We start from the raw sequence: 26,245 nt of genomic DNA on the forward strand, positions 1-26,245 counted from the left end.
AGCAGAGTTGGCCGCCGCGGTCAGCCTCAGTCGAGGCTGAATCGTCCAGTATTGTGCGCCAGCCCTTCGCTGCCACGACGCAGTTGCTCGGCAGCACTGCTCACGGCCTGGGCGCCATCGAGCAGTTGTCCGGCGGCCTGATCGACCTGCTGGATATTGCCACTGACTTCATCCGCGGTAGCCGCTTGCTGCTCGGCGGCCGTGGCGATCTGCGCCAGGCGGTCGCTGACGCGCTGCACCGAGTCGACGATGTTCTGCAACTCATCGCCCATGGCCAGCACGCTGCCGATGTCGCCGTCGGCCTGGCTGCAGGCTTCTTCCATCAGGGTGACCGACTGCCCGACCACGCGCTGCAGGTTGTCCACGGTCTGGGCGATTTCCTGAGTCGAGTCCTGGGTGCGCTTGGACAGCGAGCGCACTTCATCGGCGACCACGGCGAAGCCTCGCCCAGCCTCCCCCGCACGCGCGGCCTCGATGGCGGCGTTGAGCGCCAGCAGGTTGGTCTGCTCGGCGATGCCCTTGATCACCTCGACCACGCGGTTGATCTGCTGGGTCTGATCACGCAGTTGCTGCAACGCTGCAGCGCTGTCACCAAGGCGGCTGCTGAGGTGGCGCATGCTGGCGCTGGTGCGCTCACTGCGCTGGTTGCTGCTCAGCGCCACTTCACGGGTCTGCTGCGCCTCCACCGCCGCCTGCTCGCAGCTTTGCGCCACGCTCTGCGCGGTGGCGGCCATCTGCGTGGCGGCGGTGGCGATCTGGCTCATCTGCGCTTGCTGCTGCTCGACGGCGTCCAGCGCATCACGCGCCTGGCCACCGAGCAGTTGTACCGTGCTATCCAGTTGCTGGCTTTCGCGATTGACACCCTGCAGTGAGTCGCGCATCTGCTCGACTGCGGTATTCAGCGCCTGGGCGATGGCGGCCAGGTCGTCACGGCCGTTGACCTCCATGCGCACACGCAGGTCGCCGTCACGCAGACCACGCGCGGCTTCGATGATGTTGCTGGTGCTGATGCGGATCGAGGTGTTCAGGCACATCAATACGTACATCGCCAGCAATGTGAGCGCGATAAATGCGCCAATCACCTGGATCATCGAGTGCAGCGCCTGCTGCCGGTAATAACCGAGGCTGGCGGAGAACTGCTGATAGAGCGACTGCTGCAGGCCATGCAGTTGGGTTTCCAGCGCTTCGACACGTTGCACGAACTGCTCGGGCGTGAGCGCCATGGGGCTGGCCTCGAACATGTCGCGGTCGATCTGGACGAGGAAGTCGTCGAACGCCTTGAGCGAGGCATCGAAAGGCGCGCTCAGTTGGCGCATGGCCTGCGGCGCCTCGCGTGACAGGGTGATCTGCGCCTTGACCAGCTGCGCCCGTTGCTCGTCGAGGCTGCGCCGCAAGTCGCGGATCAGCACCCGGCTCTGCAGGGTGAAATGCTGTGAGACCACGGCGCCATGGCCCTTAGCGGCGAAGGTACCAAGCTGCTCGAGCAGCCGCGGCATAACGTAGGTGATCTGCTCCATCATCAGGTAGGTGTCGAGGCGCGGATCGAGAATCAGGGTGCTGTCGGTCGCCACCTGCTCGCGCAGGGCGATCAGGTACAACAGCGCCTTCTGGTAGCGCTCCAGTGCATCGGGCAAGGGGACCTTGGTCAGCCCAGCAGCTCGCAGACCGTCGCGCTCACCCTGCAGGGCCTGGAAATGCTGGCGCGCCTGATCACTGATCAGCGTGCTCTGCAGCGGCTCAGCCGCCTGCTGCAAGGCCTCGTCGAGCTTGGCCTCGCGTTGCTGCAGCAAACCTTGTGCGGCATTCTCGGTGCCTTTCCAACGCGCCAGCAGGGTGCGCTGGGCGATCAGCTCATGTTGCACCTGAGCCATACGTTCCAGCGCCTGCGCGCCTTCCACTTCGTAGTCCACGGATTGCAGGCGCGACAGGTAGTCACTGCTGATGACCCACAGCGCATAACCGAGCGGCAACGCGAACAACAGGAACACCAACTGAAACTTGTGGGCAAAACTGAAACGCTGCAGTAGCCGTACACCCGGCTTGAGTACTCCCGTCATAGCGACACCTCAACGACCTAAAGGGCCTACAGGCCTGGCAAAGAATTGCATGAAGCAAAAAGCAGGCCCGGCGCCCTTATGGGCAAGGAAGTCGATACTGGGCACTCAAGACGAGTGTAATGGCCAATGGGTATCAGTCTTTTCCGAAATGCGACAATTAACTCAGCATTGGGGACGATCGCGGGTGTAGCGCTCGGCTGGGTCCACCGCTGCACCAAGATCGCGCATGGCGCTGGCACCGATCAGCAGCGGATAGCTGAAAGTGCTGCGGTCGGTCAGGTTGACCTCGATGGTGCGCTCTTCCTCGCCCAGGCAGATCGGCATCTCGATCACCGGGCGCTGCGAGTAGGCGACTTCCTTGACCTCGGCGTCGCTCTCCTCGGTACGCTTCTTGATCTCTGCGATGCGTACCAGCGGGTGTTCATACACCTTGTCTTCAGCACCATCGACGGCCAGGCGGAAGCGCACCCAATCCTCACCATCGCGCTTGAAAGGTTCGATGTCCTTGGCCGATAGCGAGGCGGTCATCGCGCCGGTGTCCATCTTGGCCTTGAGAGTCTGGCCCAGAGCGGGGAGCTTGATCAGTTCGTAGCGGCCGTAAAGGTCCGGTTGTTCATCGGCCATGGTCGGCAGACTGATGGCGGCGGCCAGCAGGAGCAGAGCGTATTTCAAGGTTAGGTCCTCTCGTTTGCGGTGACCGAACCTACGACTGCCATGCGCCTGGCATGTTCCGCCAGAAGCGTTACAACGTGCTGCAGACTAGCGGCCGCGCCCCTCCAGATCCAAGCCACTCCACAGCTCGTCGAGCCGCTCGAAACCCCATTCCTCAGCCGATTCACGTCCGACGATGCGATCCTGGTCGGTGATCTTGCTCAGGTCGACGACGCTCTGCGGCAGCGGCAAACGCGACTTGGCCGAGAAGAACACCTTGACCCTGGGCGCCAGCAACGCCTTGGGATTCTGCTCCATGACCACCGCCAGGCGCCCACTTTGCAGACGCACCAGTGCGCCGACCGGATAGATGCCGACGGTCTTGACGAAGGCCTGGAACACCACTTCGTCGAAATGCCCTTTCCATTCGGCCATCTTGCGGATCGACTCGGCCGGGTCCCAGCCCTGCTTGTAGGGGCGATTGGACGTGATCGCGTCGTACACGTCGCAGACCGCGCCCATCTTTGCCAGCAGACTGATCTGGTCACCTTGCAGATGATGCGGATAGCCGCTGCCGTCGACCTTCTCGTGGTGATGCAGGCACACGTCGAGAACCAGAGCGCTGACCTGCTTGCTGGCAATCAGGATATTGCCGCCAGCCTCCGGGTGCCGGCGCACCTTGGCGAACTCGTTGTCGGTGAGCTTGCCGGGCTTGTCCAGCAGCTCCTGCGGTACGGCCATCTTGCCGATATCGTGCAGCAAACCGGCCAGCCCGGCCTCACGCACAGCGGCCTCGGGCAGGCCAAGCTGGCGCGCCAGGGCGATCATCAGCGCGCATACCGCCACCGAATGCATATAGGTGTATTCGTTGCTGTGCTTGAGTCGCGCCAGGCTGATCAGCGCATTAGGGTGGCGCATCACCGACTCGGAAATTTCCTCGACCAGCGACTCGGCCTGCTCGAACTGCAGCGCCTGGCCCATGCGCGCATCGCTGAACATGTCCATTACCGCCTGCTTGGAGCGCGCGCAGAGCTTCACCGCATTCTCCAGCTCCTGCTCCATCGACAGTGCCTTGACCTTGGGCGGCTCGATGGCCGCCAACAGGCGGGCCTCAGCCTCGCATTGGACCTCAGCCTCGGTAGCGGCATGGACACCAGCGGCGACATCGGTGCCCTTGCTGACATCGATCCACAGCTCGCTGATCGCACTATCGCGAATACGAGCGAGATCTTTTTCGGAGTTGAGAAGAAATTTGGACTTCCAGAAGGGATGATCCATCCAGGAGCCGCAGAATTCCTGAATGAACATTCCGACGCGTAGATCAGCGACGGCGATCCGTTTGAGCATGGTACGTACCGGCAGGTTGAAGCGCCTTCCGTGGGCGGGATGTCCCGTGGTGACGATCATTGGCTTATAGACACTGATCTGGCAATAGGCCAGTGGGTGGAGCTTTGAGCAAATTGTTGCGCTTGCATAAGATGTCCGCTCACCGCCCGCCATGGAGTCGACATGCGCCCTCTGCTGACCGGCCTAGCCAACATCGTTTTGCTGCTCGCCAACACCCTGATCCTGATCGGTCCGCTGCTGCTGATCGCCCTCGCCAAGCTCGTGTTACCCGGCCAGAGCGCCCGCGATACCTGTTCACGCGGGGTGATGTGGGTGGCCGAATTCTGGGCCGAGAACTGCAAGCGCATCTTCGCCCTGCTCACCCCGACTCACTGGGACATTCGCGGCAACGCCGAGCTGCGCAGCGACCGCTCCTACCTGGTGATCAGCAACCACCAATCCTGGGTCGACATTCCTGCCCTGGTGCAGGCGTTCAACCGCAAGACGCCCTACTTCAAGTTTTTCCTCAAGCAGCAGCTGATCTGGGTGCCCTTCCTCGGCCTGGCCTTCTGGGCACTCGATTACCCCTTCATGAAGCGCTACTCCAAGGCCTTTCTGCAGAAGAACCCGCACATGAAGGGCAAGGACCTGGAGATCACCAGGGCCGCCTGCGAGAAGTTCAAGCGCCTGCCGGTCACCGTGGTCAACTACCTGGAAGGCACCCGCTTCACCCCGGCCAAGCAGGCGCAGCAGCAGTCTCCCTACCGCTACCTGCTCAAGCCTAAAGCCGGCGGCGTGGCGTTCGTGCTCGCCACGCTGGGTGAACAGATCGACGCCGTGCTGGACGTCACGCTGGTCTATCCCGGCAAGCAGGTGCCGGGCTTCTGGGCCTTGCTCAGCGGCCAGGTGCCGAAGGTGATCATGGATATCCAGACCCTCGAACTGGACCCGGCGCTGTATCAGGGCGACTACGAGAACGACCCGGGTTTCCGCCAGCAGGTGCAGGACTGGGTATCGGACCTGTGGCTAGCCAAGGACAAACGCATCGAACGGTTGCGCAGCGAGAACCACGGCTAGCAGGAACACAGGGCCGGAGACCGTTCGGATTTCCGAATACAGCCGCACAGGTTTAGTCGGAAGGGCGAACGGGCAAGCGTCTAAAAGCATTCAGAGATGAAAATAAAACCATTAAAAATCAATTAGATACATAAATATCGAAACCCTCGAAAGTGCTGGCACACAACCTGCTCAAGTCACTACAGGAATGCAGTAGACCTTCCATGAGCAAAGTGGCGTACCCGCCATCACAACAACAACATCGAGGACTCGATTCATGCGTACCTTCCACCGTGTACTGAGCGTGGCCATTGCCGCCGCCTTCCTTTCCACTCCGGTGATCGCCGAGGAACTGACCGGCACCCTGAAGAAGATCAAGGACAGCGGCACCATCACCCTGGGCCACCGTGACTCGTCCATTCCCTTCTCCTACTTCGGCGACAACTCGCGCCAGCCGATCGGCTATTCCCATGACCTGCAGTTGAAGGTGGTCGAGGCGATCAAGCAGGAGCTGGGCTTGCCGGACCTCAAGGTGCGTTACAACCTGGTGACCTCGCAGACCCGTATCCCGCTGGTACAGAACGGCACCGTCGATCTGGAGTGCGGCTCCACCACCAACAACATCGAACGTCAGCAGCAGGTCGATTTCTCGGTTGGCATCTTCGAAGTGGGCACCCGCCTGCTGGCCAAGAAGACCAGCGGCATCAACGATTTCGACGACCTCAAAGGCAAGAACGTGGTGACCACCGCTGGTACCACCTCCGAGCGCCTGATCAAGTCGATGAACGCCGAGAAGAAGATGGGCATGAACGTGATTTCCGCCAAGGATCACGGCGAGTCCTTCCTGATGCTCGAATCCAACCGCGCCGTCGCCTTCATGATGGACGACGCCCTGCTCGCCGGCGAAATGGCCAAGGCCAAGAAGCCGGATGACTGGGCCGTGGTCGGCACCCCGCAATCCTTCGAGATCTACGGCTGCATGGTGCGCAAGGGTGACACCGGCTTCAAGCAAGTGGTCGACAAGGCCATCAGCGCCACCTTCGCCTCCGGCGAGATCAACGATATCTACAACAAGTGGTTCCAGCAGCCCGTCCCACCGAAGGGCCTGAACCTGAATTTCCCCATGAGCGACGAGCTGAAGAAGCTGATCGCCAATCCGACCGACAAATCTGCAGAACAGATCTGACGGTGATGCGCCGCCACGCTCACAAGGCGTAACGGCGCGGGGACCCCGGGGAAGCCAACGGCTTCCCCAACCTAATTCCTGACGAAGCCGAGACCGTCCGCCCAGGCGGATACGGGCAACTGCTGCCCGCTTTCATGCTTCGTCATCGTAGCCGTACCCAGGATCTCGCGAGCCAGCGCCCGCTTCGAACGCAGCAGGGCCAACGCGCAGCAGATCCAGTCCTCACAAGAGGGAATCTGCAATGAATTACAACTGGGACTGGGGTATCTACTTCAAGTCCACCGGCATCGGTAGCGAAACCTACCTGGACTGGTTCATCACCGGCCTGGGCTGGACCATCGCCATCGCCCTGGCTGGCTGGATCATCGCCCTGGCGCTGGGCTCGCTGCTCGGCGTGATGCGGACCCTGCCGAACCGCTGGCTGTCCGGCCTGGCCACCGCCTACGTGGAAATCTTCCGCAACGTGCCGCTGCTGGTGCAGCTGTTCCTCTGGTACTTCCTAGTGCCGGACCTGCTGCCCGAGCCGCTGGAGCTGTGGTTCAAGCAGGATCTCAACCCGGCGACCTCAGCCTACCTGTCGGTGGTGGTGTGCCTTGGCCTGTTCACCGCAGCGCGAGTCTGCGAACAGGTACGCACCGGTATCGAGGCGCTGCCCAAGGGCCAGACCGCCGCGGCCTACGCCATGGGTTTTCGCTTGCCGCAGATCTACACCAACGTGCTGTTGCCACAGGCCTACCGCATCATCATCCCACCGCTTACCAGCGAGTTCCTCAACATCTTCAAGAACTCCTCGGTAGCGTCGCTGATCGGCCTCATGGAGCTGCTGGCGCAGACCAAGCAGACCGCCGAGTTCAGCGCCAACCTGTTCGAAGCCTTCACCCTGGCCACGCTGATCTACTTCACCCTGAACATGAGCCTGATGATGATCATGCGCATGATCGAGAAGAAGGTCGCCGTACCCGGCCTGATTTCGGTAGGGGGTAAATGATGGACTTCTCATCGATCATCCCCGCACTGCCGGGCCTGTGGGACGGCATGCTGGTCACCTTGCAGCTTATGGTGCTGGGCGTGCTCGGCGGCGTGGTGCTGGGCACCCTGCTGGCGCTGATGCGCCTGTCGCACAGCAAGCTGCTGTCGAACATCGCCGCGACCTACGTCAACTACTTCCGCTCGATCCCGTTGCTGCTGGTGATCACCTGGTTTTATTTCGCGGTACCGTTCATCCTGCGCTGGATCACCGGCGAGGACACCCCGGTGGGTGCGTTCAGTTCGTGCCTGGTGGCCTTCGTGATGTTCGAGGCGGCCTACTTCTGCGAGATCGTCCGTGCCGGCATCCAGGCCATCCCCAAGGGCCAGATGGGCGCCGCCTCGGCCCTGGGCATGACCTACGGGCAAAGCATGCGCCTGATCATCCTGCCGCAGGCGTTCCGCAAGATGACGCCGTTGCTGCTGCAGCAGAGCATCATCCTCTTTCAGGACACCTCGCTGGTGTACACCGTGGGCCTGATGGACTTCCTCAACGCCGCTCGCTCGCGTGGCGACATCATCGGCCAGCCCCATGAGTTTCTGATTTTCGCCGGCCTGGTCTACTTCACCATCAGCTTCGCCGCCTCGCGCCTGGTCAAGCTCCTGCAAAAAAGGTTAGCCGTATGATTTCCATCCAGAACGTCAACAAGTGGTACGGGGACTTCCAGGTGCTGACCAATTGCAGCACCGAGGTGAAGAAGGGCGAAGTGGTCGTGGTGTGCGGGCCGTCCGGTTCGGGCAAGTCGACCCTGATCAAGTGCGTCAACGCGCTCGAGCCCTTCCAGCAGGGTGACATCAACGTCGACGGCACTTCCATTGCCGACAAGAAGACCAACCTGCCCAAGCTGCGCTCGCGCGTCGGCATGGTGTTCCAGCACTTCGAGCTGTTCCCGCATCTGACCATCACCGAGAACCTGACCATCGCACAGATCAAGGTGCTCGGCCGCAGCAAGGAAGAAGCCACCAAGAAGGGGCTGGCCCTGCTCGACCGCGTCGGCCTGGCCGCCCATGCGCACAAGCACCCGGGTCAGCTCTCCGGTGGTCAGCAACAGCGCGTCGCCATTGCCCGTGCCCTAGCCATGGACCCGGTGGTGATGCTGTTCGATGAACCGACCTCGGCGCTCGACCCGGAGATGGTCAACGAAGTGCTCGACGTCATGGTGCAGCTGGCTCACGAAGGCATGACCATGATGTGCGTGACCCACGAGATGGGCTTCGCCCGCAAGGTCGCCGACCGGGTGATCTTCATGGACGCCGGGCAGATCGTCGAGGACTGCCCAAAGGAGGAATTCTTCGGCGACATCAACGCCCGCTCCGAGCGCGCCCAGCAGTTCCTGGCGAAGATCCTCCAGCACTGACCTGTCGCGCCTGACGTAGCCCGGATGCAATCCGGGGATGACCGCTCACGGCTTCCCGGATTGCATCCGGGCTACACATCCACATATCTGGCCAGCCTGGGGAGGACTATGATGCAATGCCTGCCCGCCCCTTCTCGCGCCGATCTGACCGTGAAACCGCGCCTGCTCCGCCACCTGTCGCTGATTCTGCTGTTCCTGCTGCTGGTGCTTGGCTGCGGTTACGCCGGCTATCACATCAGCGATCGCGCCGGTATCCGTGCGCTGGCCGAGAACGGTGAGCGCCAGCTGGAGCTCAACGCCCGCGCCGTCGAAAGCGAAATCACCAAATACACCTACCTGCCCAGCCTGCTGGAGCTGGAAGGCAACGTCTCGCGCCTGCTGCTGGCGCCCACGGCCTACCGTCGTCATCACGTCAACGTGTACCTGCAGGGCCTCAACGAACGCAGCGGCAGCCTGGCCATCTACGTGCTCGACCCGGACGGCCGGGTGATCGCCACCAGCAACTGGGACGAGGCCGACAGCTACCTGGGCGAAGACCTGTCGTTCCGCGCCTATTACCAGGACGCCATCAAGGGCCGCCCGGGCCGTTTCTACGGCATCGGCAGCACCACCGGCGAACCCGGTTACTACCTCGCCCATGGCCTGCGCGACGGCAAGCGCATCATCGGCGTGGCAGTGGTCAAGGTACGTCTCGACGCGCTCGAAGAGCGCTGGCAGCGCGCGCTGCTGGAAGCCTACGTCAGCGACGAGAACGGCATCATCATCCTCGCCAGCGATCCGATGGTGCGCTTGAAATCCGTGCGCCCGCTCGACGAAGCCACCAAGGAGCGCCTGGCGCGCAGCCTGCAGTATCACTGGGCAGCGCTGGAAGAACTGCAGCTGTTCAACCGCTCGCCGGTGGACGACGGCATCGAGCAAGTTAGCTTCGCCACCGCCGGCGTACCCGCCAACTACCTGCTACAGACCCGTCGCCTGGAAGACACGCCCTGGCACCTGACCCTGCTCAGCCCGTTGCAGGAACAGCGCAGCGCGGCCATGAGCCACGGCATGCTGGCAGCCGTAGCGGCAGCCCTGCTGGCCTTTCTGCTGATCGCCTGGAACGAGCGGCGCAAGGTCATCGCCACCCGCCTGGCCGCCCGCGAGGCGCTGCAGGCGGCCAACGATGAACTGGAACGCAAGATCACCGAGCGTACCGCCGACCTGCAAGCCAGCAATGAACGCCTGCAGGCCGAAGTGCGCGAGCGCCAGCAGGCCGAAACCACCTTGCGCCAGGCTCAGGACGAACTGGTGCAGGCTGGCAAGTTGGCGGTGATCGGGCAGATGTCCACCAGCATTGCCCACGAGCTGAATCAGCCACTGGCGGCGCTGCGTACGCTGTCCGGCAACACCGTGCGCTTCCTCCAGCGCGGCGCCCTGGATGTCGCCAGCAGCAACCTGCAGAACATCGGCGAACTGGTCGACCGCATGGGCAAGATCACCGGCAGTCTGCGCGCCTTCGCCCGCCGTGCCGGCGATAGCGGCGAGGCCTCGCTGAGCCAGGCGGTCGACGCCGCCGTCATGCTCCTGCACCCGCGCCTGCAACGCACCAGCATGACCATTCATCGCGACTATCTACACCCAGAGCAGGCCGACGTACGCCTGGCCATCGAACAGATTCGCCTGGAGCAGATTCTGGTCAATCTGATCAGCAACGCCCTCGACGCCATGCGCAACCAGGTCGACCGCCAGCTGTGGCTGAGCGGCACGGCCGACACCGACGGCTACCAGTTGGAAGTGCGCGATAATGGCCCCGGCATCGCCCCGGAAACCCGTGCGCACCTGTTCGAGCCGTTCTTCACCACCAAACCCGGTGAACAGGGTCTGGGCCTCGGCCTGACCCTGTCCGCCAGCCTGGCCGCAGCAGCAGGCGGCAGCCTCACCGTACGCCACCCGGACGAGGGCGGTACCGCCTTTATCCTCAGCCTGCCCTACCCGCGGGAGCCCAAAGCATGAGCGACAGCCTCACCGTCCTGATCGTCGAGGACGATCCCCATGTGCTGCTCGGTTGCCAGCAGGCACTGGCCCTGGAAGACATCGACAGCATCGGTGTAGGCAGCGCCGAAGAAGCCCTGCAGCGCGTCGACGAGGACTTCGCCGGCATCGTCATCAGCGACATCCGCCTGCCCGGCATCGACGGCCTGGAACTGCTTACCCGCCTCAAGCAGCGCGACCCGAGCCTGCCGGTGGTGCTGATTACCGGCCACGGCGACATCGGTATGGCGGTCAATGCGATGCGTGACGGTGCCTACGACTTCATGGAGAAACCCTTCTCCCCCGAGCGCCTGGTCGACGTCGTGCGCCGCGCTCTGGAACAGCGCAGCCTGGCCCGCGAGGTCAGCGCCCTGCGCCGCCAACTGGCCGGACGCCAGGCACTGGAGCAGCGCATCATCGGCCGCTCGCCGGCCATGCAGCAGCTGCGCGAACTGATCGCCAACGTCGCCGACACCAACGCCAACGTGCTGATCGAGGGCGAGACCGGCACCGGCAAGGAACTGGTCGCGCGCTGCCTGCACGACTTCAGCCGGCGGCAAAGCAAGCAGTTCGTCGCACTGAACTGCGGCGGCCTGCCGGAGAGCCTGTTCGAGAGCGAGATCTTCGGCCACGAAGCCCACGCCTTCACCGGCGCCGGCAAGCGGCGCATCGGCAAGATCGAACACGCCGACGGCGGCAGCCTGTTCCTCGACGAGATCGAGAGCATGCCGCTGGGCCTGCAGATCAAACTGCTGCGCGTGCTGCAGGAACACAGCCTGGAACGCCTCGGCTCGAACCAGTCGATCAACGTCGACTGCCGGGTGATCGCCGCCACCAAATCCGACCTCGATGAGCTGGGCAGACGCGGTGAGTTTCGCAGCGACCTCTACTACCGGCTCAACGTGGTGACCCTGGAACTGCCGCCGCTACGCGAACGCCGCGAGGACATCGCCCTGCTGTTCGAGCACTTCCTGCAACTCGCCGCGCTACGTTTCGACCGTGGCACACCGGAGCTGGACCGGCACACTCTGGCGGCGCTGACCGCACACGACTGGCCGGGCAACGTGCGCGAACTGCGCAACGTCGCCGAGCGCTTCGCCCTCGGCTTGCCGGTATTCAAGAAAAGCGGCCAGGCCGACAGCAACGCGCTGGGCTTCAACGAAGCCGTGGAGGCCTTCGAACGCAACCTGCTGGGCGCAGCCCTGGAGCGCCACGCCGGCAACCTCAGCCAGGCGGCGCAGGCACTGGGTCTGGCCAAGACCACGCTGTTCGACAAGGTGAAGAAGTACGGGCTGCAATAACCGCTGCCCTGGTAGGAGCGGCTTCAGCCGCGAAAAAGGCAAAGCCGCTACAGCCTCGTGACAAACAAAGAGGGAGCCCGAAGGCTCCCGAAAGAAGACGCCAACAACTGCGCCTTTGCCGTGAAAGTTAGCGACCTGGGATTAAACCCAGGTCACGCCGTCACGCTGCACTGAAGGTCTTGTGCGGGTCGATGACGAATTTCTTCGGCACGCCGGCATCGAATTCGCCGTAGCCACGCGGCGCATCATCCAGGCTGATCACCTGCACACCGACCACCTCGGCGATGTTGATACGGTCCCACATGATCGCCTGCATCAGCGCGCGGTTGTATTTCATCACCGGCGTCTGACCGGTGTGGAAGCTGTGCGACTTGGCCCAGCCGAGACCGAAGCGAATACTTAAGGAGCCAATCTTCGCCGCGGCATCCACCGCACCCGGATCTTCGGTCACGTAGAGGCCAGGAATACCGATTCTGCCGGCTACGCGCACGACACCCATCAGCGAGTTGAGCACCGTGGCCGGCGCCTCCTGCTGGGCACCGGCATGGCCGTGACCACGGGCTTCGAAGCCCACGGCGTCAACCGCGCAATCCACTTCCGGCTCACCCAGCAGATCAGCGATCTGCTCGTGCAATGGGGTGTCCTTGGACAGGTCGGCGATTTCGAACCCTTGGGCCTTGGCATGAGCCAGGCGCGTTGGGTTGACGTCACCGACGATCACCACCGCGGCACCGAGCAGGCGCGCCGAGGCGGCAGCGGCCAGACCGACTGGACCCGCGCCAGCGATATACACCGTACTGCCAGGGCCAACGCCTGCGGTGACCGCGCCGTGGTAGCCTGTGGGCAGGATGTCGGACAGGCAGGTCAGGTCGCGGATTTTCTCCATGGCCTTGTCGCGATCCGGCAGCTTGAGCAGGTTGAAGTCAGCGTAAGGCACCAGCACGTACTCGGCCTGGCCGCCGGTCCAGTCGCCCATGTCGACGTAGCCGTAGGCACCGCCGGCACGCGCCGGGTTGACCGTCAGGCACACGCCGGTGTGCTGTTCCTTGCAGCTACGGCAGCGGCCGCAGGCGACGTTGAAGGGGACGGAAACCAGATCACCGATCTGCAGGCGCTCGACATCGCGGCCCTTCTCGATCACCTCACCGGTGATCTCGTGGCCCAGCACCAGACCGACCTGCGCGGTAGTACGGCCGCGCACCATGTGCTGGTCGGAGCCGCAGATATTGGTGGAAACGACTTTCAGGATGACCCCGTGCTCGATTTTCTTGCCGCGCGGGTCCTGCATTTTCGGGTAGTCGATCTTCTGTACTTCGACCTTGCCCGTACCGAGATAAACCACACCACGATTACCAGACATGCGTAACTCTCCTTTCTTGTTGTGGACACAAGACGCGACCGACTGGCCGCGCGGCCTTGCACTGGAGCTTGTTGCGTCTGTTGCCGGAAACCGCCGGTGAAACCTGGCAGGGCGATTTCCGTAGGGTGGGCCGAGCGGCGATCCGCTTTGGCCCACCAAGTTCTTCGTTGTGACTGGTGGGCTAAAGCCCACCCTACAAATGGCATCGTTACCGTAGGGTGGGCTTTAGCCCACCAATATTCGGGTTTGCGATTGCCCTCAGGCGTTGAGCACCACCGTACGGTTGGCATTGAGGAACACGCGGCGCTCGATGTGATAACCGACCGCGCGGGCCAGGGTCAGGCATTCGATGTCGCGGCCCTTGGCGATCAGGTCTTCGGGGTAGTGGGCGTGATCCACCGCCTCCACGCCCTGGGCGATGATCGGCCCCTCGTCGAGGTCGTTGTTGATGTAGTGCGCCGTGGCGCCAACCAGCTTGACGCCCTTCTGGTAGGCCTGGTGATAGGGCTTGGCGCCCTTGAAGCCGGGCAGCAGCGAGTGGTGAATATTGATCGCCCAGCCGTCCAGCTTGCGGCACAGCTCCGGCGACAGCACCTGCATGTAGCGGGCGAGTACCACCAGCTCCGCGCCGGTATCCTCGATCACCTGTAGCACCTTGCGCTCTTGCGCCGGTTTGTCGGCCGGGTCGAGCGGAAAATGGTGGTAGGGAATGCCGTGCCAGCGCGCCAGCGGCTCGAGGTCGGGATGGTTGGACACCACCGCCACCACGTCCATGGCCAGTTGGCCGATACGCTGGCGATACAGCAGATCGTTCAGACAATGGTCAGCCTTGGACACCATCAGCACAACCTTGGCGCGGTAGCCCGGCGGGGTCAGCTCGACCTGCATGTCGAAAGGTGCCAGACGCTCGGCCACACCGGCGCGGAAGGCGGCCTCGTCGAAGTCCTGCGGTTGGCGGAACTCGACGCGGATGAAAAAGCGCGAGGACAACCGATCATCGAAGCTGTGATGCTCGGTGACGTAGCAGCGCTGCTCGAAGAGAAAGCGCGTGACCGCGTCCACGGTGCCGAGCACGCTCGGACAATGGGCGGTGAGAATCCAGGTGTCGGGGGTGCGGCTCATAACAAACTCCGATGATTTTCACCCCTCTCCCGCTTGCGGGAGAGGGGCCGGGGGAGAGGGCCGCCGGTACCACGCTATCCGCCCTTCCCCTCTCCCTAGAGGGTAGAGGGAGCCGTTCGATATCAGGCCTCGACCGCCAACCCGTACTCGACACTGGCATCCTGCAACCACAGCCAGAAGTAGTCGGAGAAGCTGCGGCGAATCACCAGCTCCCAGGTCTCTTCGCCGGTGTGGCGAATCACCAGCTGCGACTTGGCGAACACGGTGCCTACCGCCTTGCCGACCGGGAAGTTGCTCGGGTGCACGTCGTAGCTGCTGGACTTCATCAGTAGCTCGCGCACCTTCGGCCCGGACAGCTCCAGCAGGGTTTGCCCGCCGCTGACGTTGACCACCGAGAAATGCTGACCGTCCAGCGCTGTACGCAGCTTGCGCTCGACCTCGAGCTCGCTGCCGCCAGGCACGATCAGCAGCCACTCGTCCGGGCCCAGCCACTGCAACGAGGTGTCGCCATCGGCTACCAGGGTCAGCGCCACCGGCAGCTCCAGGCCCAGGGCCTTGTGCACACCGCCGGAGAAACCGGCGTCCTTGGCATCCCCGCGAATGACCAGATGCCCGCGCAGTTTTTTCTCGCGCAGGGTGACGCCGGCGTTCTTGCGGCCCTTGCCGACCAGCTCATGCAGGCCGGCGTGGTGCAGTGGCGATTGCCCGGCGATGTCGGCGGGACGTTGTTGGTAGACGTTGACGTTAGACATTCTGGCGATCCCCTTTCGGGTCATAGAACACGGAGCTGCAGATTTCGGCTTCGATCAGGCTGCCATCGGCCAGCGGCGCGAACACGCGCTCGCCCATGCGCTTGAGACCGCCCTTGACCACCGCCATGGCGAAGCTGTAACCCATGGCCGCGCTCATGTAGCTGGAGGTGACGTGGCCGACCATCTGCATCGGGATGGACTGTTTCGGGTCGAACACCAACTGCGCGCCTTCCGGCAGCACCTGGTTCGGGTTGACCGGTTTCAGCCCCACAAGCTGCTTGCGGTCTTCGCGCAGGCAGTCATCGCGGTTCATACCGCGCTTGCCGATCCAGGAGAACGGCTTGGTGCGCCCAACGCACCAGCCCATGTTGAGGTCGTCCGGGGTCACCGAGGCGTCGGTATCCTGACCGACGATGATGAAGCCCTTCTCGGCCCGCAGCACGTGCATGGTCTCGGTGCCGTAAGGGGTCAGGTCGAACTCCTTGCCGGCTTCGATGATCTGTTCCCACACGCCCATGGCGTAGTCGGCCTGCACGTTGACTTCGTAGCTCAGCTCACCGGTGAAGGAGATGCGGAACACCCGCGCCGGCACACCGCCGACCAGGCCTTCCTTCCAGCTCATGAAGGGGAAGGCGTCCTTGTCCAGGTCGATGTCGGTGACCTTGGCCAGCAGCTTGCGGCTGTTGGGGCCGGACAGGGTCATGGTCGCCCAGTGGTCGGTGACCGAGGTGAAGTACACCTTCAGCTCCGGCCATTCGGTCTGGTGGTAGATCTCCAGCCACTCCATCACGCGGGCAGCGCCGCCGGTGGTGGTGGTCATGACGAAATGGTTGTCGGCCAGACAGGCGGTGACGCCGTCGTCGAAGACCATGCCGTCTTCCTTGCACATCAGGCCGTAGCGCGCCTTGCCCACGTCCAACTTGGTCCAGGCGTTGGTGTAGACGCGGTTGAGGAACTCGCGCGCATCCGGCCCTTGAATATCGATCTTGCCCAGGGTCGAGGCATCGAGAATGCCCACGCTGTTGCGCACGGCCAGACATTCGCGGGCCACGGCAGCATGCAGGTCCTCGCCATTTTTCGGGAAGTACCAGGGGCGCTTCCACTGGCCGACGTCCTCGAACTCGGCACCGTTCTTCACGTGCCAGGCCTGCATCGCGGTGTAGCGCTTGGCATCGAACAATGCGCCACAGTGCCGGCCAGCCACAGCGCCGAAAGTCACCGGCGTGTAGTTCGGACGGAACATGGTGGTGCCCATCTGCACGATGCTGATACCCATCGAACGCGCTGCGATGGCCAGGCCGTTGATGTTGCCCAGCTTGCCCTGGTCAGTGCCGAAGCCCAGCGCGGTGTAGCGTTTGACGTGCTCGACCGACTCGAAGCCTTCACGCGTCGCCAGCTCGATACCGGCAGCGGTGACGTCGTTCTGCAGGTCGACGAATTGCTTGGGCGCGCGCGCCGTGGACTTGTCGTGCGGCACCTGGAACAGTGCCAGCATCGGTTCTTCCTGGCGCGCCTCGGCCTGCGGCAGGCTGCCGCTGACGGCCTTGTAACCGGCCTCGGCAGCCGCCTTGGCGCCGGCCTCGAAACCATTGGCGAGCACGTCACCGAGGGCGAACACGCCATTCACCGCACCGGCGTCGATGCGCTGCTGGATACCGTTACCCGGCCCCGGCACGAAACCGAGGATGTCTTCACGCCACTCCGGGCGACCGCCCAGGTGCGAAGCCAGGTGCACCACCGGGCTGTAACCGCCGGAGCTGACGATCAGGTCGCAGTCCAGCACTTCGCCGGGGCTGGTGACCTTGTGTGCCTTGGTGTCGATGGCGCAGATACGCGCGCCGGTGACGCGCTTACTACCGCGCGCCTCGACCACCGCGCTACCGGTGAGGATGCGCACGCCACGGGCACGTGCTTCCTCGACCCAGGCGCCACGCGGGTTGCTGCGTGCATCGGCGACAGCCACCACCTTGCGACCGGCATCGAGCCAGTCGAGCACCACGCGGTAGGCATAATCGTTGTTGGTCGACAGCACCAGTTCCTGCCCCGGTGCCACGCCATAACGGCGGACGTAGGTCGACACGGCGCCAGCCAGCATGTTGCCGGGCACATCGTTGTTGGCGTACACCAGCGGCCGCTCATGAGCACCGCTGGCCAATACCACGCGCTTGGCGCGGACGCGGTGCATGCGCTGGCGAGCCTGGCCCATCGGAGCGACTTCACCGAGGTGATCGGTCAGACGCTGATGGATGGTGAGGAAGTTGTGGTCGTGGTAACCGTTGACCGTGGCGCGTGACAGCAGGGTCACTTCCGGCAGCGTCTTCAACTCGGCGATGGCCTGCGCCACCCAGTCGGCGGCAGGCTTGCCATCCAGGGTTTCGCGAGTGTCGAGCAGGCTGCCACCGAACTCTTCCTGTTCATCGGCGAGGATTACCCGCGCACCGCTACGGCCGGCAGCCAGCGCGGCGGCGAGACCGGCAGGGCCGGCGCCGACGATCAGCACGTCGCAGTGCTGGTTCATCTGGTCATAGATATCCGGATCGACCTCGGTGGGCGAACGGCCCAGGCCGGCGGCCTTACGGATGTACTTCTCGTAGGTCATCCACAGGTTCTGCGGATACATGAAGGTCTTGTAGTAGAAACCGGGCGGCATCATGCCGCCGCCGACCTTGCCGAGGATGCCCATCAGGTCGGTATTGACGCTCGGCCAGCCGTTGGTGCTGCTGGCCACCAGGCCGCTGTACAGCGCCTGCTGGGTGGCGCGCACGTTGGGAACCTGCGCCGCCTCGGTGGAGCCGATCTGCAGCACGGCGTTGGGCTCTTCCGCGCCAGCAGCGACGATGCCGCGTGGACGCGAATACTTGAAGCTGCGGCCGACGATGTCGACACCGTTGGCCAGCAGCGCGGCGGCCAGGCTATCGCCGGCGTAGCCCTGATAGGTTTGGCCATTGAAGGTGAAGCTCAGCGCCTGGCTGCGGTCGATACGACCACCCTTGGCAAGACGATTGACCTGGCTCATGCCGTTACTCCTTCTGCCACGGCTTGCTTGTCGGTGGCCGCGGCCGCGGTGACCGAAGGCTTCTCACCGACCTTGTAGGTCTCGAGGATCTCGTAGGTCACGGTGTGGCGGGTGACGTTGAAATACTTGCGGCAACCGGCCGCGTGCACCCACAGCTCATGGTGAATGCCGCGCGGGTTGTCGCGGAAGAACATGTACTCGCCCCACTCCGCATCACTGCAGGCATCGGGATCGAGCGGGCGCGCGATGTGCGCCTGGCCCTTGGCGTGGAATTCCTCTTCGGAGCGCAGTTCGCCACAGTAGGGGCAGAAGATGTGCAGCATGGCGGGTCTCCTTAGTGAGCCACGGCAGCGGCGCCGTGCTCGTCGATCAGTGCGCCGGTGTGGAAACGGTCAATGGAGAACGGCTTGGCCAGCGGGTGCATCTCACCCTTGGCCAGGCTGGCCGCGAAGACGTGGCCCGAACCCGGCGTGGCCTTGAAGCCACCAGTGCCCCAACCGCAGTTGAAGAACAGGTTGTCCACCGGAGTCTTGGAGATGATCGGGCAGGCGTCCGGGCTGGTATCGACGATGCCGCCCCACTGGCGGTTCATGCGCACCCGCGAGAGCACCGGGAACATCTCGACGATGGCCTGCAGGGTGTGCTCGATGGTGCCGTAGGAGCCGCGCTGGCCGTAGCCGTTGTAGCCGTCGATGCCGGCACCGATGACCAGGTCGCCCTTGTCCGACTGGCTGATGTAGCCATGCACGGCGTTGGACATGATCACGCTGTCGATGATCGGTTTGATCGGCTCGGACACCAGCGCCTGCAGCGGGTGCGATTCCAGTGGCAGGCGGAAGCCGGCGAGCCCCGCCATGTGCCCGGAGTTACCGGCAGTGACCACGCCGACGCGCTTGGCGCCGATGAAACCCTTGTTGGTCTCCACGCCGATCACCGCACCGTTCTGCTTGCGGAAACCGATCACCTCGGTGTTCTGGATCAGATCGACGCCCAGGGCATCGGCGGCACGTGCGTAGCCCCAGGCCACGGCGTCGTGACGGGCAACGCCACCGCGACGCTGTACGGTGGAACCCATCACCGGGTAACGGGTGTTCTTGCTGCAATCGAGGTAGGGAATCTCCGCCTCGACCTGCTTGGCATCCAGCAGTTCGCCGTCCACGCCGTTGAGGCGGTTGGCGCTGACGCGACGCTCGGCGTCACGCATGTCCTGCAGGGTGTGGCAGAGGTTGTAGACGCCACGCTGGGAGAACATGACGTTGTAGTTGATGTCCTGCGACAGCCCTTCCCACAACTTCATCGCGTGTTCGTAGAGCTGCGCGGACTCGTCCCACAGGTAGTTGGAACGCACGATAGTGGTGTTGCGCGCGGTGTTGCCGCCGCCGAGCCAGCCCTTCTCCACCACGGCGACGTTCTTCACACCGAACTCCTTGGCCAGGTAATAGGCTGTGGCCAGGCCGTGGCCGCCACCACCGACGATGATCACGTCGTACACCGGCTTGGGCGTCGGGTTACGCCACATGCGCTGCCAGTTCTCATGGTGGCTGAACGAGTGCTTGAACAGGCCGAAGCCGGAATAACGTTGCATGGGCATGCTCCAGGGTTCTACTCCCCTCTCAGCGTTACGCGAGAGGGGCCGAGAGAAAGGGTTGGCTTAGCGATACACCGGGTAGTCCGCGCACAGCCCGGCGACCAGCTTGGCCACCTGCGCCTCGACATCGGCATCGCCGAGGTGATCGAGGATGTCGCAGATCCAGCCGGCCAGCGCCTGGCACTGGGCGACCTTGAAACCACGGGTGGTGACGGCCGGCGTGCCGATGCGGATGCCCGAAGTGACGAACGGTGACTGCGGGTCGTTGGGTACGGCGTTCTTGTTCACGGTGATGCCAGCGCGACCGAGGGCGGCGTCAGCCTCCTTACCGGTCAGCCCCTGCTTGATCAGGCTGAGCAGGAACAGATGGTTGTCGGTGCCACCGGAGACCACCTCGTAGCCGCGCTCGATAAAGACCTTGGCCATGGCCTGGGCGTTGTCGATCACCTGCTGCTGGTAGGCCTTGAACTCCGGCTCCATGGCCTCCTTGAAGCACACCGCCTTGGCGGCGATGACGTGCATCAGCGGGCCGCCCTGGGCACCGGGGAATACGGCGGAATTGAGCTTCTTCTCGATCTCTTCGTTGGCCTTGGCCAGGATCAGGCCGCCACGCGGGCCACGCAGAGTCTTGTGCGTGGTGGTGGTGACCACATCGGCGAAGGGAATCGGGTTCGGGTACAGACCGGCGGCGACCAGGCCAGCGACGTGGGCCATGTCGACGAACAGCAGCGCACCGACCTTGTCGGCAATGGCGCGAAAGCGCGGGAAGTCGAGGGTCTTGGAGTAGGCAGAGAAACCGGCGACGATGATCTTCGGCTTGTGCTCGACGGCCAGGCGCTCGACCTCGTCGTAGTCGATCAGCCCGGTAGCGGTGTCCAGGCCGTACTGCACGGCGTTGTAGAGTTTGCCCGAGGACGACACCTTAGCGCCGTGGGTCAGGTGGCCACCATGCGCCAGGCTCATGCCGAGAATGGTGTCACCCGCATTGAGCAACGCCAGATAGACAGCGCTGTTGGCCGACGAGCCGGAGTGCGGCTGAACGTTGGCGTAATCGGCGCCGAACAGAGCCTTGGCGCGGTCGATGGCCAGTTGCTCGACCTTGTCGACGTACTCGCAGCCACCGTAATAACGCTTGCCCGGATAACCTTCGGCGTACTTGTTGGTCAGGCCGCTGCCCTGCGCCTCCATCACCCGCTGGCTGCAGTAGTTCTCCGAAGCGATCAGCTCGATGTGCTCTTCCTGACGGCGTTCTTCCTGATCGATCGCCGCGAGCAACTCGTCGTCGTAACCCTGAATCTGATCCTGCTTGCTGAACATCTCGACTCTCCTGCAGCGCCTGTGGGCGGCGGTCTTGGACGGGCGGGCCGGCAAGGCCCTGTGCAGCGATGGTAGGGCCGCCCCTGCCCGCTCAAATGCCTGCCAACGCCGTGAGAGCATTCGTTTGCGACATGGTCTTGTCGCAATCAGGCGCGTCGAGATCAGTTCGCGGTTTTGCGCACAAATAACGGGGATCAAGCTGTGGATAAACCGTGCATACCGCGCGCCGCCCCAGCATCTGCAGGGGTTGCAGGGCTGCGGTCATTTCCTGATCGATATCAAGCAGTTAACAATGCAGACCATGCACAGAAGCGGTGGACCAGCCTGTGGAAAAGCTGTCAGCAGATGGCTACCGCCCCTGCCAGCGCTGCCGCTGAGGGTCGTGTTCGATATCCATACAGCCACGCCGACCCCCTGGCTTATCCACCAGCGACATGGGCGAGAGGCGAGGATCGATTGGGGATATGCACAGAAGATGTGGATGAAACTGTGCATAGGCTGTTCGACGCAGGCGCGAAGCCAGAGCAGCCGGGGCTTGCCGAGAGACGGCTAAAAATCGAACAGGATCAAGGAGATAGAGCAGGCTTGTGCACAAATACTGTGGGCGGCGCTGTGCATGGCCTGTGGAAACATGGCGCCGGGCCAGAGCCCATGGGGCTCCGACGCCAGCGCCTGCTATTTGCTCAACGACGCCTTAAGGCTTGAGCTTGCCAGCACAGCTGCTGGAAGCATTTACCAGACGCTGCTGCATGGCAGGGTCAGGCGGGGATTGGCGGCTGATTTCCTGCAACTCGGCTTCGCTGAATTCCTTGCTGACGTTGGTCGCAGCACAGTCGCAATAAGCACGCAATTGTGGCTCCTCGTAGCCTGCCGGTGCGCCAGCGATGCACTGCTGAACGAACTCGGTCTTGGCATTATCCGACCACTCGGCGGCGGAAACGGGCAGCGCCACGGCCAGCGGCAGGGCAAGGGCGAGCAGGTGACGATAAGTCATGGGAAACTCCTTCTCTTGATTGCGGAGAGCGGATCGACTGCCGCCCTCTGTTAAGTGTGAGCCCCGCAGCAAGCCCCAAGTTCCATCTGCGAGCCGAACGGTTGGCCACGAACCGACCCGACAGTACGCATCAGCGCAACAACTCGTCGCCGCGACGGACGCCTGAAAGATAGCCGCAGGGTTAAAGTACGGGCTTTCCCGGCAGACCCGCCGGCAGGTTTTTCAGAAGGAACGCGCCAATGCCCGACAATGCCCAGCAATTCGCCAGCGACAACTACTCCGGCATCTGTCCCGAAGCCTGGGCCGCCATGGCCGAGGCCAACCAGGGCCACCAGCGCGCCTACGGCGATGACGAATGGACCGCGCGTGCTGCCGATCACTTCCGCCGCCTGTTCGAGACCGACTGCGAGGTGTTCTTCGCCTTCAACGGCACCGCCGCCAACTCCCTGGCCCTGGCCTCGCTGTGCCAGAGTTACCACAGCGTGATCTGCTCGGAGACCGCCCACGTCGAGACCGACGAATGCGGCGCGCCGGAGTTCTTCTCCAATGGCTCCAAGCTGCTGCTGGCCAAGACCGATAACGGCAAGCTGACGCCGCAGGCGATCCGCGAGATCGCCCTCAAGCGTCAGGATATTCACTACCCGAAACCCCGCGTGGTCACCCTCACCCAGGCCACCGAAGTCGGCACCGTGTACAGCCCGGAAGAAGTCCGCGCCATCAGCCAGGTTTGCGAAGAACTGGGCCTGCACCTGCACATGGACGGCGCGCGCTTCTCCAACGCCTGCGCCTTCCTAGGCTGCAGCCCGGCCGAGCTGACCTGGAAGGCCGGCGTCGATGTGCTGTGCTTCGGTGGCACCAAGAACGGCATGGCCGTCGGCGAGGCCATCATCTTCTTCAACAAGGCGCTGGCCGAAGACTTCGACTACCGCTGCAAGCAGGCCGGCCAGCTGGCCTCGAAGATGCGCTACCTGTCCGCCCCCTGGGTCGGCATCCTGCAGGACGATGCCTGGCTGAAGTACGCCAACCACGCCAACCGCTGCGCGCAGCTGCTGGCCACCCTGGTCGAGGATGTACCCGGCGTCAGCCTGATGTTCCCGGTGGAAGCCAACGGCGTGTTCCTGCAACTGTCGGAGCCGGCCATCGCTGCCCTCACCGCCCGCGACTGGCGTTTCTACACCTTCATCGGCGCTGGTGGCGCGCGCTTCATGTGCAGCTGGGATACCGACGAAGCCCGTGTGCGTCAGTTGGCTGCGGATATCCGTGAAGTAATGAGCGCCTGAACGACGCCATGACGCACCTGTGAGAGGGGCTTTAGCCGCGACCGGAGCCCGGATGCAATCCGGGCTCCGGACCCGTAGGGTGCGCTGCGCGCACCAGTGCTCCCAGAACCAAGGTAGCGATCAATAGTCGATCGCCACATCCCCTTTCGGCACGCTGCAACACGACAGAATGTAGCCCTCGGCTACATCCTCGTCGGTGATGCCGCCGTTGTGCTCCATCTCCACCTCGCCAGCGGTTTTCATCACCTTGCAGGTACCGCAGATACCCATGCCGCAGGCCTTGGGGATATGCAGACCAAGCTTGGCGGCGGCCGCGTGCACGGTCTCGCCGGGCGCCACACGGATGCTCTTGCCGGTGCTGGTGAATTCCACCTGATTGAGTTCGGCAACCGGAACTTCCGGGGCATCTGCGGCTTCGGCAGCCAGCTCCTTGACCTCGGCACGAATCTCCGGCGGCGTCGGGCCGAAGGCTTCTTCGTGATAGCGACTCATCTCGTAGCCAGACGCCTCGAGCAGGCGCTTGACTGCACTCATGTAGGGCGTCGGGCCACAGCAGAAGATCTCGCGCTCGAGATAATCCGGGGCGATCAGCTCCAGCATCGTCTTGTTCAGGTAGCCGCGATAACCGGCCCAGGACTCGCCCAGGCCGTGCTTCTCGCAGATCACGTGCAGGCTGAAGTTGTTGATGCGCGCCGCCATGTGCTCCAGCTCGCGCTGGTAGATGATGTCCTTCGGCGAGCGGGCGCTGTGCACGAAGACCATGTCGACATTGGCGTTGGTGTCGTAGAACCAGCGCGCCATCGACATCACCGGGGTGATACCGACGCCACCGGATAGATACAGCACTTTCTCGGAAGGGAAATCGATGGCGTTGAACAGCCCGACCGGCCCATGCACTGGCACCTCGTCACCTTCCTTGAGGTTGTCGTGCAGCCAGTTCGACACCTTGCCGCCCGGCACCCGCTTGATGGTGATGGAGAAGCTGTAAGGCACCGAAGGCGAGCTGGAGATGGTGTAGGAACGCATGATCGGCTGGCCGTCGATCTCCAACTCCAGGGTGACGAACTGCCCCGGCTTGAAGAAGAACAGTACCGGCTGATCGGCCATGAAGCAGAAGGTGCGCACATCCCAGGTTTCCTGGATCACCTTGACGCAACGTACCAGATGGCGGCCGTTGGTCCAGGTTTGCGTCGTAACCGGATTGAGGAAGGCGTTGGCGGTCATGAACGGCTCTCCACGCGGCCGGATATCGGCCCATATGCGGCGAATTGTGCGAAAGGCCGCCGGCCGTCATTTATCTACCTGCGACATCCGCATGCTTATCGCGACCTGCCCGATAGCACGGGGCCTGGCGCGTCGGAAACAAATCTGGCCATGTCGCCCATGGATAAGGTTTTACCTTGTGCCGGCTCCACACTCCGTTCACCAAGCATGCACGCCCATTGCAGGCAGCAGCGATTGATCGAGACCTTGCGGCATATACCGTATCAGCCACTATTTCCGGCAGGCGCGAGCCGCCCGCCAATGAGGAGCCACCATGGACTGCACCCAAAATCTGAGCCTGGGCGACCCGCTGGAGCCCGCGCGCAAGGCTACTGCGCAGATGCTGCACGATCGCGACCGCACATTCTCCCTGCCGCAGCCGTTCTACAGCGACGAACGCCTGTTTCAGGTCGACATGCAGGAGATCTTCCACAAGGAATGGCTGATCGCCGGCATGACCTGCGAGATTCCAGCCAAAGGCAACTTCCTCACCCTGCAGATCGGCGACAACCCGATCCTGGTCATCCGCGGCGCTGAAGGCCAGATCCACGCCTTCCATAACGTCTGCCGCCATCGCGGCTCGCGCCTGTGCGTGAGCGACAAGGGCAAGGTGGCCAAGCTGGTCTGCCCCTACCACCAGTGGACCTACGAACTGGACGGCCGCCTGCTGTTCGCCGGCACTGAAATGGGCGCCGACTTCGACCTCAAGGACTACAGCCTGAAACCGGTGCAGTGCAAAACCGCCGGCGGCTACATCTTCATCTCCCTGGCGGAAAACCCGCCGGCCATCGACGAGTTCCTCGCCACCCTGGCGCACTACATGGAACCATACGACATGGAGAACACCAAGGTGGCCGTGCAGACCACCCTGATGGAAAAGGCCAACTGGAAGCTGGTGATCGAGAACAACCGCGAGTGCTACCACTGCAACGGTTCGCACCCGGAACTGCTCAACACCCTGCTGGAATGGGATGACGTCACCGATCCGCGCGCCAGCCAGGCGTTCAAAGATCAGGTCGCCGAGTGCACCACTCGCTGGGACAAGGACAAGATCCCTTACGCTCACGCCAGCTTCGGCCTGCGCAACCGCATCGTGCGCATGCCGTTGCTCAAGGGCACCGTGTCCATGACCATGGACGGCAAGCAGGGCTGCAAGAAACTCATGGGCCGCATCACCGACCCGGACCTGGGCTCCATGCGCATCCTGCACCTGCCGCACTCGTGGAACCACTGCATGGGCGACCACCTGATCGTCTTCACCGTGTGGCCGATCAGCGCGCAGCAAACCATGGTCACTACCAAGTGGCTGGTCCACAAGGACGCCGTCGAAGGCGTCGACTACGACGTCGCCCGCCTGCGCCAGGTATGGGACGCCACCAACGACCAGGACCGCCGCCTGGCCGAGGAAAATCAGCGCGGCATCAACTCCACCGCCTACCAGCCAGGCCCCTACTCGAAGACCTACGAGTTCGGCGTGATCAACTTCCTCGACTGGTACAGCGAGCGCCTGCTCAACAACCTCGGCGACACCCCAGCGCAATCGCTGCGCCAGGTGGCAGGCGAGTGATGACGCTCAGCCTGT

Annotated in this window: 22 protein-coding genes; 9 read left to right on the plus strand and 13 right to left on the minus strand. The window is 63.3% G+C overall.

The window, feature by feature from the left end; all coding sequences use genetic code 11:
• Nucleotides 1–26: 26 nt before the first annotated feature.
• The 3 genes from RTH74_RS13335 to RTH74_RS13345 form a co-directional block, all read right to left on the minus strand.
• Nucleotides 27–2,057 (minus strand): methyl-accepting chemotaxis protein, encoded by a 2,031-nt coding sequence (locus RTH74_RS13335; RefSeq protein WP_316914975.1) that lies wholly within the window; start codon nucleotides 2,055–2,057, stop codon nucleotides 27–29.
• Nucleotides 2,058–2,219: 162 nt separating this feature from the next.
• A complete protein-coding gene (locus RTH74_RS13340) occupies nucleotides 2,220–2,729 on the minus strand; it encodes an ATP-dependent zinc protease (protein WP_099525906.1) in 510 nt (169 codons plus the stop codon).
• Between the two features lie 87 nt (nucleotides 2,730–2,816).
• Nucleotides 2,817–4,055, minus strand: coding sequence for an HD-GYP domain-containing protein (locus tag RTH74_RS13345; RefSeq protein WP_316914976.1), 1,239 nt, complete (start codon nucleotides 4,053–4,055; stop codon nucleotides 2,817–2,819).
• 162 nt (nucleotides 4,056–4,217) lie between these two features.
• Between RTH74_RS13345 and RTH74_RS13350 the strand changes: the two genes are divergently transcribed.
• From RTH74_RS13350 to RTH74_RS13380, 7 genes are all read left to right on the plus strand, one after another.
• Nucleotides 4,218–5,111 carry an acyltransferase gene (locus RTH74_RS13350; RefSeq protein ID WP_099525908.1) on the plus strand — a complete coding sequence of 298 codons (894 nt, stop codon included), beginning with the start codon at nucleotides 4,218–4,220 and terminating at the stop codon, nucleotides 5,109–5,111.
• A gap of 256 nt (nucleotides 5,112–5,367) precedes the next feature.
• The gene (locus RTH74_RS13355; RefSeq protein ID WP_125836351.1) at nucleotides 5,368–6,276 is read left to right on the plus strand and encodes a glutamate/aspartate ABC transporter substrate-binding protein; all 909 of its coding nucleotides are present in this window, start codon (nucleotides 5,368–5,370) and stop codon (nucleotides 6,274–6,276) included.
• A 241-nt stretch (nucleotides 6,277–6,517) separates the two neighbouring features.
• The gene (locus RTH74_RS13360; RefSeq protein WP_013717486.1) at nucleotides 6,518–7,264 is read left to right on the plus strand and encodes an amino acid ABC transporter permease; all 747 of its coding nucleotides are present in this window, start codon (nucleotides 6,518–6,520) and stop codon (nucleotides 7,262–7,264) included.
• On the plus strand, nucleotides 7,261–7,929 hold the full coding sequence (locus RTH74_RS13365; RefSeq protein ID WP_179591451.1) for an amino acid ABC transporter permease: 669 nt from the start codon (nucleotides 7,261–7,263) through the stop codon (nucleotides 7,927–7,929). The genes RTH74_RS13360 and RTH74_RS13365 overlap by 4 nt, the downstream gene beginning before the upstream one ends.
• Nucleotides 7,926–8,660 (plus strand): amino acid ABC transporter ATP-binding protein, encoded by a 735-nt coding sequence (locus RTH74_RS13370; RefSeq protein ID WP_013717488.1) that lies wholly within the window; start codon nucleotides 7,926–7,928, stop codon nucleotides 8,658–8,660. The genes RTH74_RS13365 and RTH74_RS13370 overlap by 4 nt, the downstream gene beginning before the upstream one ends.
• 108 nt (nucleotides 8,661–8,768) lie before the next feature.
• Nucleotides 8,769–10,652, plus strand: a complete 1,884-nt coding sequence (locus tag RTH74_RS13375) for an ATP-binding protein (RefSeq protein WP_316914977.1) — start codon at nucleotides 8,769–8,771, stop codon at nucleotides 10,650–10,652.
• Nucleotides 10,649–11,971 carry a sigma-54 dependent transcriptional regulator gene (locus tag RTH74_RS13380; protein ID WP_316914978.1) on the plus strand — a complete coding sequence of 441 codons (1,323 nt, stop codon included), beginning with the start codon at nucleotides 10,649–10,651 and terminating at the stop codon, nucleotides 11,969–11,971. Before RTH74_RS13375 ends, RTH74_RS13380 begins: the two co-directional genes overlap by 4 nt.
• A 160-nt stretch (nucleotides 11,972–12,131) precedes the next feature.
• Here the strand turns inward: RTH74_RS13380 and fdhA are convergent, their stop codons facing one another.
• The 9 genes from fdhA to RTH74_RS13425 form a co-directional block, all read right to left on the minus strand.
• Nucleotides 12,132–13,331, minus strand: a complete 1,200-nt coding sequence (gene fdhA / locus RTH74_RS13385) for a formaldehyde dehydrogenase, glutathione-independent (protein WP_316914979.1) — start codon at nucleotides 13,329–13,331, stop codon at nucleotides 12,132–12,134.
• Between the two features lie 258 nt (nucleotides 13,332–13,589).
• Complete coding sequence (gene purU / locus RTH74_RS13390) at nucleotides 13,590–14,453, minus strand: formyltetrahydrofolate deformylase (RefSeq protein WP_106733296.1); 864 nt, start codon at nucleotides 14,451–14,453, stop codon at nucleotides 13,590–13,592.
• A 122-nt stretch (nucleotides 14,454–14,575) separates the two neighbouring features.
• Nucleotides 14,576–15,205 carry a sarcosine oxidase subunit gamma family protein gene (locus RTH74_RS13395; protein WP_316914980.1) on the minus strand — a complete coding sequence of 210 codons (630 nt, stop codon included), beginning with the start codon at nucleotides 15,203–15,205 and terminating at the stop codon, nucleotides 14,576–14,578.
• Nucleotides 15,198–18,221, minus strand: a complete 3,024-nt coding sequence (locus RTH74_RS13400) for a sarcosine oxidase subunit alpha (RefSeq protein ID WP_316914981.1) — start codon at nucleotides 18,219–18,221, stop codon at nucleotides 15,198–15,200. Before RTH74_RS13400 ends, RTH74_RS13395 begins: the two co-directional genes overlap by 8 nt.
• On the minus strand, nucleotides 18,218–18,544 hold the full coding sequence (locus RTH74_RS13405; protein ID WP_099525917.1) for a sarcosine oxidase subunit delta: 327 nt from the start codon (nucleotides 18,542–18,544) through the stop codon (nucleotides 18,218–18,220). The genes RTH74_RS13400 and RTH74_RS13405 overlap by 4 nt, the downstream gene beginning before the upstream one ends.
• 11 nt (nucleotides 18,545–18,555) lie before the next feature.
• A complete protein-coding gene (locus RTH74_RS13410; protein WP_099525918.1) occupies nucleotides 18,556–19,806 on the minus strand; it encodes a sarcosine oxidase subunit beta in 1,251 nt (416 codons plus the stop codon).
• A gap of 66 nt (nucleotides 19,807–19,872) precedes the next feature.
• Entirely contained in the window at nucleotides 19,873–21,126 is a 1,254-nt protein-coding gene (gene glyA, locus RTH74_RS13415; protein ID WP_017675820.1) for a serine hydroxymethyltransferase, read from the minus strand.
• A gap of 91 nt (nucleotides 21,127–21,217) precedes the next feature.
• Complete coding sequence (locus tag RTH74_RS13420; protein ID WP_316914982.1) at nucleotides 21,218–21,391, minus strand: hypothetical protein; 174 nt, start codon at nucleotides 21,389–21,391, stop codon at nucleotides 21,218–21,220.
• Between the two features lie 429 nt (nucleotides 21,392–21,820).
• On the minus strand, nucleotides 21,821–22,120 hold the full coding sequence (locus tag RTH74_RS13425) for a hypothetical protein (protein WP_099525919.1): 300 nt from the start codon (nucleotides 22,118–22,120) through the stop codon (nucleotides 21,821–21,823).
• A gap of 239 nt (nucleotides 22,121–22,359) precedes the next feature.
• On the opposite strand from RTH74_RS13425, the gene RTH74_RS13430 reads away from it, so the two are divergent.
• A complete protein-coding gene (locus RTH74_RS13430) occupies nucleotides 22,360–23,400 on the plus strand; it encodes a low specificity L-threonine aldolase (RefSeq protein WP_316914983.1) in 1,041 nt (346 codons plus the stop codon).
• Nucleotides 23,401–23,520: 120 nt separating this feature from the next.
• On the opposite strand, the gene gbcB is transcribed toward RTH74_RS13430, so the two are convergent.
• Complete coding sequence (gbcB, locus tag RTH74_RS13435) at nucleotides 23,521–24,624, minus strand: glycine-betaine demethylase subunit GbcB (protein WP_316914984.1); 1,104 nt, start codon at nucleotides 24,622–24,624, stop codon at nucleotides 23,521–23,523.
• 313 nt (nucleotides 24,625–24,937) lie between these two features.
• Between gbcB and gbcA the strand changes: the two genes are divergently transcribed.
• Complete coding sequence (gbcA, locus tag RTH74_RS13440; protein WP_099525922.1) at nucleotides 24,938–26,230, plus strand: glycine-betaine demethylase subunit GbcA; 1,293 nt, start codon at nucleotides 24,938–24,940, stop codon at nucleotides 26,228–26,230.
• The last annotated feature ends 15 nt before the right edge of the window (nucleotides 26,231–26,245 follow it).

The organism is Pseudomonas sp. zfem001 (genome assembly GCF_032621725.1).
In the GTDB taxonomy this organism is placed as follows: domain Bacteria; phylum Pseudomonadota; class Gammaproteobacteria; order Pseudomonadales; family Pseudomonadaceae; genus Aquipseudomonas; species Aquipseudomonas sediminis.